Genomic DNA, 13,792 nt, shown 5'->3' with positions numbered 1-13,792 from the left:
ATAAAGATCAACTAAAACATAATAAAAAACCCGAACCATGTAAACATGATTCGGGTCAGTGAGAGACTTAATATTTCTCGAAAAGGCGAATATTAGTCTTCAGATAAAGTCATCAAGCTTGCGTTACCGCCAGCTGCTGCAGTATTCACGCTGATGGCACGTTCAATCACAAGACGTTCTAAAGGAATCTGCTCATTGGTTTGCAGCTGGGTAATGCCAACAATCGCACCTGAACGGGCAGCAACTTTAGTTTGCAAATCTTGCAACTGTTCAACAGAACCATGATGAAGCACGGCATCAAAGGCATCTTTTTCAACGCTTGAAATCACAGTGATTGCATCCAAGACATCTTTTGGTAAAGACGCTTTGTGTTTTACCAAGAATGCATTGTCTTTCAATACCGCCGCTGTACTACTAACAGCGAAAATCGCAAGCAATTGTTGAAGCTGGCTAGCATCATCATTGGCAATCGAAAGCACACGATGACGAGGCAGGATAATGTACTGGTTACTTTCGCCAGTCGGACCTTGCAACTCGTAGAATTTACCTACGCCAAATGCTGGAATTGTCGGTACTGCTTGAGCCATGTGTTGTTTTGCCCAAGCCAGCAAGCTTTGGTAAGCCACATTAGATACGGCATCAAACTGAGAGATTTCAGCTTTTACCGCAAATGGGGTCGCCAATACTTTCTCTGAACAATGTTCCATCAAACGGTACATATAAAGTGGACCACCGGCTTTCGGACCAGTACCAGACAAGCCTTCACCACCAAACGGCTGTACACCTACCACTGCACCGACGATGTTACGGTTGATGTATAAGTTACCCACTTCAGCACGTTGAATAACCGTATTAATGGTTTCATCGATACGGGTATGTAGACCCATGGTCAAGCCGTAACCTTTGGCATTGATACGATCGATCAACTGCTCAAGTTCACCGTACTTATAGGTGATGATGTGTAGTACCGGACCAAATACTTCACGCTCAAGGTCATCAAGGTTTGGTAATTCGATTGCTGTTGGCGGAACGAAAGTACCTTGTGCAAGTGCCTGTTGGCTTGCAGCATCGTTGAACATCAATTGATGAACAGGGTAACCCTTAGATTTCATCTTTTGAATGTGCGTATCGATGGTTTGTTTCGCTTCAGTATCGATCACAGGACCAATGTCGGTTTTTAAGATCGCAGGGTTGCCGACGATCAACTGTTGCATCGCACCTTTCAACATTTTGATGACGGTTGCAGCGCTGTCTTCTTGTACACATAAGATACGAAGTGCAGAACAACGTTGACCGGCACTGTCGAATGCAGAACTGACAACATCGAGAACCACTTGTTCAGTCAACGCAGAAGAGTCTACGATCATCGCATTTTGACCACCGGTTTCCGCGATTAACGGAATAGGTTGACCATTTGGAGATAAACGTTTTGCTACCGTTTTTTGCAAGATTTTTGCAACTTCAGTCGAACCTGTGAACATGATGCCTTGGATGCGGTCATCCTGGCTCAATTGCGCACCGACTGTTTCACCACGGCCTGGAACAAGCTGTACAGCGCCGTGTGGCACGCCAGCTTCCCAAAGCATTTGCACCGCTTGTGCTGCAATGAGTGGTGTTTGTTCCGCTGGTTTGGCAATAACACAGTTACCGCTTACCAATGCAGCTGCAATCTGACCCGAGAAAATTGCAAGAGGGAAGTTCCATGGACTGATACACAATACGGTACCTAATGGCTTCACCTGTGCATTTGCAGGCAGGTTTTCAATTTGAGTTGCGTAGTAACGTAGGAAATCGACCGCTTCACGAACTTCTGCAATCGCATTGGCATAGGTTTTACCACTTTCGCGGCAAAGTAAAACCATCAACTCTTGAATACGGGCTTCCATCAAGTCAGCAGCACGTTTTAAGCAAGCAGCACGCTCAACTTTATCGGTTGCTGCCCAGCTTTGTTCAGCTTGTACCGCAGCTTCTAACGCCAGTTGTACATCAGCGCTGGTTGCTTCATTGACATAACCGACAACTTCACTGTTTTGTGCAGGGTTTGTAATTGCAAGCGCATTACTTTCATCGTGTACTGCTGATTCAAAACCAAGTAAAGGGCCACTTTTCCAAATCTGGTTACGTAGCTTCTGTGCGGTCGCATCCAGGTCTGCTAATGGTTGATCGTTATTGAGATCAAAGCCACTTGAGTTTGGACGTAATGGATAAAGATCATGCGGAAGCGGAATCGCTGGGTGTTTTAAACCAAGCTGGCCTTCGTCTTTCGCTGAAGTTTGAATGTCTTTGATTGGAGATTGAATTAAATCTTCAACTTTTAAAGTTTTATCCGCAATACGGTTGACGAATGAGGTATTGGCACCATTTTCAAGTAAACGACGGACCAAGTAAGCCAACAAAGTTTCATGGTTACCCACAGGTGCGTAAACACGACATGGCACACCAAGTTTATTGTCTTCTTTAGAACCAACCACTTGTTCGTACAATGGCTCACCCATACCGTGCAAGCATTGGAACTCGTATTGACCTGGATAATATTTGCTTGGATCAGCCAAGTTGTAAATCGTTGCAAGCGATTGCGCATTATGTGTTGCAAACTGCGGATATACTTGATCTGGTGCAGCAAGTAATTTTTTCGCACACGCAATGTAAGACAAGTCAGTGTGAACTTTACGGGTAAACACAGGGTAGTCGGTCATGCCATCGATTTGCGCTTTCTTGATTTCGCTATCCCAATACGCACCTTTCACCAAACGGATCATCAGGCGTTTGTTACTGCGTTTTGCAAGATCAACGATGTAATCAACCACATAGAAACAGCGCTTTTGGTAGGCCTGAATCACGAAACCAATACCTTTCCAGTTGGCAAGTTTCGGTTCGAAACATAGGCGTTCAAGCAATTCAAGTGAGATTTCCAAGCGCTCAGATTCTTCAGCATCGATGTTTAAACCGATATCGTATTGTTTTGCCAAGCACGCCAGTTCAAAAACTTTGTTGTAAAGTTCATGATGAACACGGTCAATTTGCGCACGTTGGTAACGTGGGTGCAATGCAGAAAGCTTGATTGAGATACCCGGACCGTCATAAACACCACGACCGTTCGATGCTTTACCAATGGCATGAATAGCTTGGGTGTAGTCGTTGTAATAGCGCTCAGCATCATGTTCAGTTAGGGCTGCTTCACCCAACATGTCGTATGAGTAGCGGAAACCCTTGTGCTCAAATGGTTTCGCATGTTCAAGCGCTTCGCCGATGGTTTCGCCGGTAACGAATTGCTCGCCCATCATACGCATGGCAACGTCAACGGCTTTACGGATGATACCGCGACCACTGCGTGCCAAGAGGCCAGTTAAGACACTTGATAAACTGGTTTGCTTCGGCGTTTCCATTAACTTACCAGTTAACATCAAACCCCAGGCAGCGGCATTGACGAACATCAGGTTACTTTGACCAACGTGTTCTTTCCAGTTGCCTTGGTTGATTTTGTCACGGATCAATAAATCACGTGTTGCAGTATCTGGAATACGAAGCAAAGCTTCTGCCAAACACATCAGGGCCACACCTTCTTGTGAAGAAAGTGAAAATTCTTGAAGTAAACCTTGAACGATACCAGCTTTACCCGCTGAACTTTTACGCTCACGCAAATTGTGCGCTAAGCTAAATGCGAGCTCATAAATTTTATGGTCAAGTTCAGGGGAAATATTGGCTGCTTCAGCAAGTACAGCGACTGCTTCAGGCTCTGCACGGCGCCATGCCGTATTGATGCGTTGCTCAAACTCACTTTTTTCTTTAAATTCGGTGATATAACCGTCTGCGTGAGCTGTGTCCATTTGTGCGGGAGTATCCAATGTATTCATGCTAAATTCCAATAACAATCTCTAAAACATATTGAGCAGAGAGGTTTAGATAATTTATGATTACAGAATAAATCCCGAGTAACTCACTATAATTTGCTTATTTTTTAGAGGAAAATTCAGTTGAATGGCCCTATTTATACATTAGATCGAACTGATCTGAAAATTCTGGATATTCTTCAAACAGATGGAAGGATTTCCAATAGTAAATTGGCAGAACTCGTGAACCTGTCACCGACTGCAGTGATGGCGCGCGTGCAGAAATTGACGAAGGATGAGTTTATCTTGGGGTATGAGGCGAAACTGAATCCGAATAAGCTCAATGCCAATTTTCTGGTCTTTGTGGAAGTGCTGCTGGATAAGACCACACCGCATGTACTGGATGATTTTATTGACGCAGTCACGCAGTATCCTGAAATCGTGGAATGTCATATGGTCAGTGGCGGTTTTGACTTTCTGATTAAATTGCGTAGCGCGGGGATGGAGGAGTTCCGTCGCATTGCAGGACAGATTTTATGGCAGTTGCCAGGGGTGAAGGAAACCCGTAGTTATCCGGTGATGCAGGTGGTGAAAGACAGCTCGAAAATAAAAATTAAATCACGGACAAAATTTTAAATAAAAAAAAGGGGCTCGAAAGCCCCTTAAATTTTTCAGCAAAATTATTTCATTTCGCGTGCATAAATTTCATCAGCTTGTTCGAAGCGGCTGGTTACAGCAGCATTTGGCGCTTTACCGAGTAAGCTCACCACCACAATACTGATCAAGGCGAAAACGAAGCCCGGAATAATTTCGTAGATGCCAGTAGCACCGAAGAAGTTTTTCCAAAGGATAACGGTTACAGCACCCACAACCATACCTGCCAATGCGCCGTTCAGGGTCATACGCTTCCAGAACAATGAAAGAATAATCAATGGACCGAATGCTGCGCCAAAACCAGCCCAGGCGTAAGCAACGAGACCAAGTACTTTACTGTCTGGGTTCTGAGCAAGCACCAGTGCAAGCATTGCAACTGCAAGTACCATGGCACGACCAATCCAAACCAGTTCTTTTTGTGACGCGTTTTTACGGATAAAGCCTTTGTACAAATCTTCAGTTAAGGCACTCGAACAGACCAGTAACTGACAGCTCAAGGTACTCATGACTGCCGATAAAATTGCAGCAAGAATGACGCCTACAACCCAAGGGTTGAATAAGATCTTGGTCAATTCCATGAACACAGTTTCAGGGTTAGCTGTTACTGCTGCCGCAAATTCAGGATGCATCTGGAAGTATGCAATACCGATAAAACCTGAACCGACTGCACCCGCCAAGCATAAAACCATCCAGGTCATACCAATACGGCGAGCCGCTGGAATTGATTTCACAGAATCAGCAGCCATGAAGCGGACCAGAATATGTGGTTGACCAAAATAGCCTAAGCCCCATGCAGCTGCAGAAAGAATCGCAACAACACTTAAATTTGTCGCAAAATCAAAGGCATGTGGGCGAACACTTTCAACAACAGCAGTAAACTCTTCCATGCCGATACCTAAAGACATGTAGGTCACAATTGGCAGGAGTAATAATGCGAAAATCATTAAGCCAGCCTGGAAGGTATCGGTCCAGCTGATCGCAAGGAAGCCACCGATACAAACATAGCCGATGGTTGCAAATGCACCGATCCATAAAGCTGTGCTATACGGCAATTGGAATAATGTTTCAAACAAACGTGCACCAGCGACCATGCCAGAAGCACAATAAATTGCGAAAAATACCAGAATAATCAATGCAGAAGTGACGCGTAAGATTTTCTTCTGGTCATCAAAACGACCAGTAAAATAATCAGGTAAGGTGAGGGCATTGTTTTGTACTTCGGTATGGACACGTAAACGTCCAGCCACCAAATACCAGTTCAGCCATGCACCGATAATCAAACCGATCGCAATCCACGATTCAGATAAACCCGTCAAGTAAATAGCGCCAGGTAGGCCCATGAGTAACCAACCGCTCATGTCTGATGCACCCGCAGATAATGCGGTTACAAAACTGCCTAAACTTCGGCCTCCAAGAATATAATCATCAAGATTTTTAGTAGAAAAATAGGCGTATAAACCGATGCCAAGCATGGCCAGGATATACACCACGAATACAACAACTGTGGGATTCGAAAAATTCATAATGGATGCCTGTCCTTACATATCCATAATTTGCAATCACAACTGAATAGCTAAAAAAATGAATGACTATTCTTGGGATTGATAAGGTCACAGATTCAAGCACAAATGATTTTTAAAATACTGTTATGTTTGTGTGTTTTATTTGTATATTTTATGTAATTTAAAATAACTCTATGAATCTTAATTTTTTTATTAAAAAAAGCGCGTTTTTTTTCAGCAAAAATGCTCGGGTTGATGATTGAAATTTACGCACAATGTTTTCAAAAGTTACAATTTATAAAAAGTACAGATGTAGATTAAATTAAAGCAGTCAAAAACTAGGCAAAAATATTGACACATGATGTTACAAAGGTAACCAGCCAGAGAAATTTGACATTAAAAAAATATAATGTTGAGTGCTTTTCTACATAAAAAAGTAGCAGAAATTTTGATTATTTATTTATCGAATTTTCAAGATGACGGTTTGGCGAGAAAAGAAAAAATGATTCAGCCAATTGGCCGAAAAGATGCTTCAAGGATTAAGCTGTGAGTTGATCGCATGTGTGTCGTCAAATTCAGATTTTAGACGCAAGTATGAGCGCTGCAAGGTATCACCACATGCATTCATTTAAAAAAAAGCCCGGTCAAATCTACCGGGCTTTTTTGTTCAGATCTATTCGATTATAAACCTGACTCGTATTCACTATTTGAAAGTAGTTTTTCTACATCTGCCATATTGTCCGGTTTGATCTTGTAAATCCAGCCCTTGCCATAAGGTTCATCATTGACAAAATCAGGATCATCTTCAAGATCACTATTCACCTCAACGACTGTACCTGAAACAGGTGCATGAATATCTGAGGCAGTTTTAACTGATTCAACAATACCGGCTTGTTCAGTTGCCGTGACATGACTGCCCACTGCTGGGGTTTCCACATAGACCAAATCACCCAACTCATCTTGTGCATGGTCGGTAATACCAGTCACAACGAGGTCACCCTCGATTCTTACCCATTCATGCGTACGTGCATATTTCAATTCTGCTGGATGATTCATGACAACTCCTTAACAATCTGTCGTATCATTTTTATTTGGTTTATACATGCTTTTCAATAAAAACAAAAGCTTTCGCCGTTGAACTTATTATAAGTATGGATCTTTGCGCCAGTTACTTGGGCTACGGCCACTCCAGCGCTTAAAGGCACGACTGAAGTTTGCCACGTCAGAATAGCCAAGCTCATCTGCAATCTGTTCCAGACTATAATCCGTTCTGGAAAGTAAAGAGGTCGCATGACGATAACGTACTTCATCCACTAAAGTGGAAAAAGAGGTGCCTTCTGCTGCTAACTGACGCTTCAAGGTACGGTCGGACATATGCAGGCGTTCAGCCACACTTTCGATACTGAGATAATGCTGCTCTGAATTGGTCAGAATATCCCGCACCCGCATCGCTAAACGCCGACGTTCGCCAAGTGCTGACAATTCTGTTTCACACTGGTTAATAGCAATCTGGCTGGCAATCGGATCGGCATTGACCATTTTCAGGCCCAGATATTTTTTATCAAAGCTCGAGATCAAATGCGGTTGATTAAAACGAATGCTGCTGCTGAGTTTGTCCCGATATTTTTCAAAGCCTGCCGGTTCAGGGAAATCCAGATCCACTTCACCACTTAAATCTTCTATGCCAGTAAGCGCTCTGGCCATGGTCATGATGCCAATGGTCAGACCTAGAATAATTTCGGTGCGCAAAGGTTCGACTTCGATATCACACTGCAGTTGTAAAGTGGCTTTAGGGCCGAAGGTCGAAAAATATAACTGTAGAAAGGGTAGGCGTAATTGAATAAAGCGGCTGGCTAGTGCAATGGCATCGGTAATATCATGTGCCGTCATAATGGCATAACCGATAAAGCCATGAATGGAAATCCGCATTTGCGTACCGAGATGAAAACCCAGTGTACTTTCACCAGTCAGGCGCAAAGAATGCTTCACCAATTCATTGGCAATCGGTGTTGGAATTCGATAGTTCGGATCAGCCAGCTGTTCACTCGTTAAATGAAATGGAGCAAATAAAGTTTCATCGCTATATCCCCAGCGAGAAACTACATCTAATAGCAATAAGCCATAGACGCCTGGTATTCCTTGATCTTGACGAGTTGTGCTTGTTTTCATGGGCTTTCCGTGGCGCTCATCAATTTTGCCAATATCTTTTAAACATTAAAGTCTTAATCATCTTTACATGAAATAAAATAATCAATCATAAAAATTGTTGGACAAAACAGTCACTGAATGTCCAAGTCTTAAGTTGCTTTTCTAAACACCATAATTTTGGTTGTTGATATTAATAGCACATCACCATGCTGGTTCAAAGCTTGGGTTACGTAGCTGACGATACCGCGATCTGGTTTGGTTTTAGACGGCACGATTGCGGTAATTTCAACTTCAACGTGAATTTTATCTCCTGCACGTGTCGGTCTTGGCCAGCGTAAACTCGATTCTGTTCCCAGTAAGCCGCCAGCAACCGGAAAGCATTCCGTCCAAAGTCGCATGGTCACGGCTGAGGTGTGCCAGCCACTTGCTGCCAATCCTTGAAAAATAGGATGCTGGGCAGCAGCCTGCTCATCGGTATGAAAGGGTTGTGGGTCGTATTGATTGGCAAACTGCTTAACTTCTTCTAGTGTCATTTCATATTCACGGCTGATGAAACGATCGCCAATATTAAGGTCTTCTAAATACAACATTATTCTGTGTCCTGCGTTACCCGTTGTTCAACCAGAAAACCGCCTGTCTGGCGTTTCCATAGTTGAGCATATAAACCATTCTGAGCAATCAGCTCCTCATGTGTGCCTTGTTCTGCGATTCTGCCCTGATCCAGCACAATGAGACGATCCATTTGAGCAATAGTAGATAAACGGTGGGCAATTGCAATGACCGTTTTGCCAACCATCAAGTCATTTAAACTGCTTTGAATTGCGGCTTCGACCTCGGAATCAAGGGCACTGGTGGCTTCATCCAATATTAAAATCGGTGCATCTTTTAGGAAAACCCGTGAAATGGCAATACGTTGACGTTGTCCGCCCGACAGTTTCACGCCACGTTCACCCACATAAGCATCAAAACCAACACGACCTTTCATATCTGTTAGCTGCGGAATAAACTCTTCCGCTTTGGCTTTTCTGACCGCCTGTTGAATTTCAGCTTCAGTTGCATTCGGGCGACCGTATTTAATATTTTCAGCGACGGTGCGATGTAGCAGCGAGGTATCTTGCGTTACCAAGGCAATATTGGCACGTAAACTATCTTGGGTCACATCATGAATATTTTGACCGTCAATCAAAATACGACCCTGGTTGATGTTATAGAAGTGCAGCAACAGTTGAATCAGTGTCGATTTCCCCGCACCGGAACGACCGACAATCCCAATTTTCTCACCCGGTTTGATGGTCAGGTTAAAATGATCAATGACATTCTTCTGGTTATAAGCAAAGCTGACATCTTCAAAACGAATCTCGCCGTGCTGTACCTGTAACTCAGAGGCATTTTCCTTGTCCTGAATCTGGATCGGTTTGCCCAAAGTTTTCATCCCGTCCTGAATGGTACCGACATTTTCAAACAGCATGGTAATGTGCCACATGATGAATTCGGCCAGACTGTCCAATTTTAATACCATCGCTGTGGTTGCAGCAATCACCCCGATTGCTGCCTGACCTTGTGTCCAAAGCCAGACCGAGGTTCCAATCACACTAATAAACAGGAATGCGCTGAGTACACGAATACTGATCTGGTATTTCACCCCCAGACGCATTTGCTTATACACGGTCACCATAAATTCCTGCATCGACTCTTTGGCATATTGGCTTTCACGACCCGCATGAGCGAAGAGTTTTACTGTCTGGATATTGGTATAGGCGTCGGTAACTCGACCGGTCATGACGGAACGCGCATCGGCCTGTTGCTGGGAGATTTTGCCAAGTCGTGGAATAAAGTAGCTGGCAATGCCAATAAATAAGGCTAACCATAAAATCAGCGGTACAATCAGCACTGGCGAAATTGCACCCATGACCAGACTAATGGTCACAAAATAGACCAGTACATAAACCAGCATGTCCCCGAGAATCATCCAGAATTCGCGTACCGCCAGTGCAGTCTGCATGACTTTGGCAGAAAGACGTCCAGCGAAATCGGTATGGAAGAAGTCCAGGCTTTGTTGCAGTAATAAATTATGAAAACGCCAACGCATACGCATTGGAAAATTACTGAACAATACTTGGTGTTTAATAATCGATTGCAGGCTGACAAAGAAAATATTGGCAAACAGAATGCTGATCAGAATGGTTAAGTTCTGTTGATTGGTTTGTAAAAAGGTGCTGGGTTGACTTTTGGTGAGCCAGTCGACCAATTTACCAATATAGGAAAAGAATAAAGCTTCAAAACATGCTGCAGCAGCAGTACATGCAATCAGTAAAAATAGAAAAGGGCGAATGCCTTGAGTCGATTGCCAAACGAAAGCAAAAAAGGTCGTAGGTAATGGTTTGTTTAAGTCTTTGGTGGGGTATGGATCGACTAGCTTTTCAAACCATCGCAGCATTTCGGTTTCCTCTAATATCAAGTACTAATTCAGCTTGTTCTGTAGCATAGCAGAAAATCAGCAATAGAGAGGAGAAAAGCTCAGGTGCAAGGATGGGGGCTTATTGTGATGTATCGGTTGTATAAAAGCAGGTATCTTGATCGAAATGCTAGGCGTATACTGATGAAGTGTACTGACAATTATATAGGATCAAAAATGCTGATTAAATTTGCAGTTCGATTCATGGGTGTATTGTTGAGTGTATTGGCGTTGGTGGCCATGGTTATCCATTTCTTCTTTTCAAGTCATATAACGACGGATTTATGGATTATCATGGTGCCGGTGATCTTGGGAATTCCGATGCTCACTTCGGTCGTGATTGCCAAAGATGAAGAGTTAAGCCTGCACTAGTCATACCAATTTAATACTATAAAAGTCCATCAAAAGGTGGGCTTTTATAGTTTTCTATGCGATAACAGGTGTTCCAATAATAAAGGAGTCTAAAGTGGTTATTTCCCAAATCATGACACGTTTAGATCAAGAATATGATTTATTCCTTCAGTCCCAAAGTTATCAGGCGCACAAGAATAGTGAGATAGCGCTTAAAGCCTTATTCTTTAGCGAAGCGCTAAAAACGCTCAAATATCCACACAGCGATGTGGTTGCTTTAGGCGGCGGGAGCTATAAATTTATTAATTTTAATCATTTTGAGTTGAATGTAAATTTATTCGATACTCCGCAGTTTAAGAATAAAACAGGCTTTATCCACTGGCTTTCAAGCACATTACATAAAAATATTTATGAGCACTAATTAATCTTCATATATTGATCTCTCTTAACTGTAAAGCGCTCATCTTCATCAATGATTTTGAGCGCTTTATTTTATCTTGATGAAGAGAGAAGTAGTTTTTATAGTTTTAGATTTATCAATTAAAACTTTAGAATTAAATGCTTTTTATCTCCGAATATTTGCTGAAAATGCTGAAAGAGTTTGTACATAATGAACTTGAATATTTCTAATTGTTAATATTTTCTAATATATGGGATTAATATGTTAAAAATACTAATATTTACAGATTATAAAAATACCTTAGAAGCTAAGAAAATAAATGATTCATGAAGTTTGATCAATAATTTTCGCTAGTTAAAACTCTCTTTCTATATATTTTGTGATTTTTATCACTACAATTATGTTTATTTTATTTATAAATATATCTTTAATTTTTTTTGAGAGTATTTTTAATTTTTCTATATTTATGAGTAACTAAAATTTACTTTTTGATAAAAATATTATCGTGCTATATTTAAAAAGCATATTGCCAGATCGGATAATATGAATTTCAGGATGAAAATAAAATGAAAAAAACAGTAAAAATAATTGTAATAGCAACAAGTCTATTAGCTTTTACCAATATGGGCTATGCGCAGGAATTTAAACGTTATTCTGTTTCTGCAGGGTGGTTACATGTGATGCCTCAGGGTAAAGCGAATCGTTTTAATATTAATACTAATGTTAAAAACGGAACGGTGGCAGATGTCGGTATGATTTCTGGAGATACAATCCTCAAAAATGTAGATACCGCAAAATATGCTGAGTTAGAGAAAACAGACCCTAATAGTTTTGATTTGACTATCTACAATAGTATTATCAAAACAAAATATTTAGATGAAATCATAAAGATGAATCTAGATGGAAGTGAAACACCTGAGGAGAGGGATGTAATTTTAAAAACTATAACGGGAGATGCGCAAATTTCAGGAATTGAAAATTGGCAATCAGATGCTGGTCTTGAAGCTGATGATATTGATACCTTGGGGTTAATGTTTGATTATTATGTGAATGATAATGTTTCATTGAAACTGATTGGCGGTATACCCCCTAAAGTAAAGTTAAAAGGTAAAGGAACGGTATATGCACCTTTTGAAGCAATTGGCCATCCATTACCAAATATCCCAGGTACCCCCGACTATGATCCGAACGCGCCGGATATAAATGTCTATCTAAAAAATGGATTATTGATTACGGATTTAAATAAATATGATAAGGCAGCCACAGCTACGGCATGGACGCCGGCAATTCAGGCAACTTATCATTTTGGAAAAACCGGGGTGAATAAATTTAGACCCTACATTGGTGCAGGTTTACTGTATGCGCATTATAGTAATATTAAAATCAATAATGGTGTTAAGAATGACCTGATTGCTGCTGGACATATGATTCAAAATATTCATGATGGTCAAGCAGGTGCGGCATTGGAAGGACGTCCTTCTAGCGGGAAAATGATTGTTAAAGTTGATGCGGATGATGCAATTGCACCAATTGTTTCACTAGGGTTTAACTACGACCTGAATGAGTCTTGGTTCGCTACTGGTTCATTGTCCTATGCCAAACTGAATAATCAGGCAACCATTAAAGTAATCAACCAAAATGCCAATAGCCAACTTATTCATGCAACCACTAAAATCGATATTGATCCACTTATTACTTATCTAGGTGTGGGTTATCGCTTCTAATTTTATGATTTAAGTTTACATGTCCTTAAGTCTGTTAAGTTTAAGGACATGACTTTTAATAGTCTTTTTTAATACGGTTACCGAATAAAACATGGCTTACTTTTTATAACCGAATCCCTATGTTTTGCAGCACTTTATCTGGTTAGCTTATTTACTAAGCATTTTTGAAGATTTAGCTAAGGAGAATAAGATGGACTCTATCCAGTTTTCAGATTGCGCCAAAGCTTGTCTGGTTTGTTCATTGGCCTGTACTACTTGTGCATCCGCATGTTTACAAGAAGAAAAAGTCGAGATGATGCGGGAGTGCATTACCCGATGTCTGGAATGTTCGGATATCTGTATGTTATGTGCCAAAGCTGAGCAACGAGAATCAATCTTTCTGGCGGATATGTGCCAGATCTGTGCAAAAATATGTGACTGGTGCGCTGAAGAGTGTATCAAACACGCTTCTGAACATTGTCAACAGTGTGCCGAAACCTGCCATCAATGTGCCATAGAATGTAGAAGAATGGCTGCTTAAGCTGTTCACTGCCTAGCTTGAGATAAGCAGCTTATTTGAGTTGCATATAACAATACCGGACTGCAAGGATCGGTATCAATATGGAGAGGTTATTGCAAAGCTTATCGATAGATAAGCTTTTTTTATGCATTCAAAAAATCAAGTTACATAAACTCCATGTAAGTGCTGGGTTTTTGATCAACGATTACCGATGCAAACAGCCAAAAAT

At 41.5% G+C, this 13,792-nt stretch carries 11 protein-coding genes; 5 read left to right on the top strand and 6 right to left on the bottom strand.

Annotated elements, in window-relative coordinates:
* Positions 1-92: 92 nt before the first annotated feature.
* Positions 93-3,854 (bottom strand): trifunctional transcriptional regulator/proline dehydrogenase/L-glutamate gamma-semialdehyde dehydrogenase, encoded by a 3,762-nt coding sequence (gene putA, locus IEV39_RS06765; RefSeq protein WP_005285297.1) that lies wholly within the window; start codon positions 3,852-3,854, stop codon positions 93-95.
* 120 nt (positions 3,855-3,974) lie between these two features.
* Here putA and IEV39_RS06760 point away from each other — a divergent pair, with 120 nt between their 5' ends.
* Positions 3,975-4,466 carry an Lrp/AsnC ligand binding domain-containing protein gene (locus IEV39_RS06760; protein WP_005229968.1) on the top strand — a complete coding sequence of 164 codons (492 nt, stop codon included), beginning with the start codon at positions 3,975-3,977 and terminating at the stop codon, positions 4,464-4,466.
* Between the two features lie 44 nt (positions 4,467-4,510).
* On the opposite strand, the gene putP is transcribed toward IEV39_RS06760, so the two are convergent.
* The 5 genes from putP to IEV39_RS06735 all read right to left on the bottom strand — a co-directional run bounded on the left by putP (position 4,511) and on the right by IEV39_RS06735 (position 10,571).
* Complete coding sequence (putP, locus tag IEV39_RS06755) at positions 4,511-6,007, bottom strand: sodium/proline symporter PutP (protein WP_005285301.1); 1,497 nt, start codon at positions 6,005-6,007, stop codon at positions 4,511-4,513.
* A gap of 660 nt (positions 6,008-6,667) precedes the next feature.
* A complete protein-coding gene (gene gcvH / locus IEV39_RS06750; RefSeq protein ID WP_005285304.1) occupies positions 6,668-7,042 on the bottom strand; it encodes a glycine cleavage system protein GcvH in 375 nt (124 codons plus the stop codon).
* 87 nt (positions 7,043-7,129) lie between these two features.
* Complete coding sequence (locus tag IEV39_RS06745; RefSeq protein WP_005229974.1) at positions 7,130-8,155, bottom strand: AraC family transcriptional regulator; 1,026 nt, start codon at positions 8,153-8,155, stop codon at positions 7,130-7,132.
* Between the two features lie 128 nt (positions 8,156-8,283).
* Positions 8,284-8,724 carry a MaoC family dehydratase gene (locus tag IEV39_RS06740; RefSeq protein ID WP_005285306.1) on the bottom strand — a complete coding sequence of 147 codons (441 nt, stop codon included), beginning with the start codon at positions 8,722-8,724 and terminating at the stop codon, positions 8,284-8,286.
* A complete protein-coding gene (locus tag IEV39_RS06735) occupies positions 8,724-10,571 on the bottom strand; it encodes an ABC transporter ATP-binding protein (RefSeq protein ID WP_005285309.1) in 1,848 nt (615 codons plus the stop codon). Before IEV39_RS06735 ends, IEV39_RS06740 begins: the two co-directional genes overlap by 1 nt.
* 195 nt (positions 10,572-10,766) lie before the next feature.
* Between IEV39_RS06735 and IEV39_RS06730 the strand changes: the two genes are divergently transcribed.
* The 4 genes from IEV39_RS06730 (at position 10,767) to IEV39_RS06715 (ending at position 13,584) form a co-directional block, all read left to right on the top strand.
* Positions 10,767-10,961: a hypothetical protein gene (locus tag IEV39_RS06730; RefSeq protein ID WP_005285313.1), complete on the top strand. Its 195-nt coding sequence runs from the start codon at positions 10,767-10,769 to the stop codon at positions 10,959-10,961.
* A gap of 94 nt (positions 10,962-11,055) precedes the next feature.
* Positions 11,056-11,361: a hypothetical protein gene (locus IEV39_RS06725; RefSeq protein WP_005285319.1), complete on the top strand. Its 306-nt coding sequence runs from the start codon at positions 11,056-11,058 to the stop codon at positions 11,359-11,361.
* Positions 11,362-11,906: 545 nt separating this feature from the next.
* Entirely contained in the window at positions 11,907-13,064 is a 1,158-nt protein-coding gene (locus IEV39_RS06720) for an OmpW/AlkL family protein (RefSeq protein ID WP_005285322.1), read from the top strand.
* Positions 13,065-13,254: 190 nt separating this feature from the next.
* Entirely contained in the window at positions 13,255-13,584 is a 330-nt protein-coding gene (locus IEV39_RS06715) for a four-helix bundle copper-binding protein (RefSeq protein WP_081401874.1), read from the top strand.
* The last annotated feature ends 208 nt before the right edge of the window (positions 13,585-13,792 follow it).

Source organism: Acinetobacter courvalinii, assembly GCF_014635545.1.
GTDB lineage: Bacteria > Pseudomonadota > Gammaproteobacteria > Pseudomonadales > Moraxellaceae > Acinetobacter > Acinetobacter courvalinii.
This window is presented reverse-complemented; position numbering and strand designations above follow the sequence as displayed.

Bases quoted from the DNA above. Each gene is read 5' to 3' on its own strand.
- putA (WP_005285297.1), bottom strand. From the start codon at position 3,854: ATGAATACATTGGATACTCCCGCACAAATGGACACAGCTCACGCAGAC.
- putP (WP_005285301.1), bottom strand. From the start codon at position 6,007: ATGAATTTTTCGAATCCCACAGTTGTTGTATTCGTGGTGTATATCCTG.
- gcvH (WP_005285304.1), bottom strand. From the start codon at position 7,042: ATGAATCATCCAGCAGAATTGAAATATGCACGTACGCATGAATGGGTA.
- IEV39_RS06745 (WP_005229974.1), bottom strand. From the start codon at position 8,155: ATGAAAACAAGCACAACTCGTCAAGATCAAGGAATACCAGGCGTCTAT.
- IEV39_RS06740 (WP_005285306.1), bottom strand. From the start codon at position 8,724: ATGTTGTATTTAGAAGACCTTAATATTGGCGATCGTTTCATCAGCCGT.
- IEV39_RS06735 (WP_005285309.1), bottom strand. From the start codon at position 10,571: ATGCTGCGATGGTTTGAAAAGCTAGTCGATCCATACCCCACCAAAGAC.
- IEV39_RS06730 (WP_005285313.1), top strand. From the start codon at position 10,767: ATGCTGATTAAATTTGCAGTTCGATTCATGGGTGTATTGTTGAGTGTA.
- IEV39_RS06720 (WP_005285322.1), top strand. From the start codon at position 11,907: ATGAAAAAAACAGTAAAAATAATTGTAATAGCAACAAGTCTATTAGCT.
- IEV39_RS06715 (WP_081401874.1), top strand. From the start codon at position 13,255: ATGGACTCTATCCAGTTTTCAGATTGCGCCAAAGCTTGTCTGGTTTGT.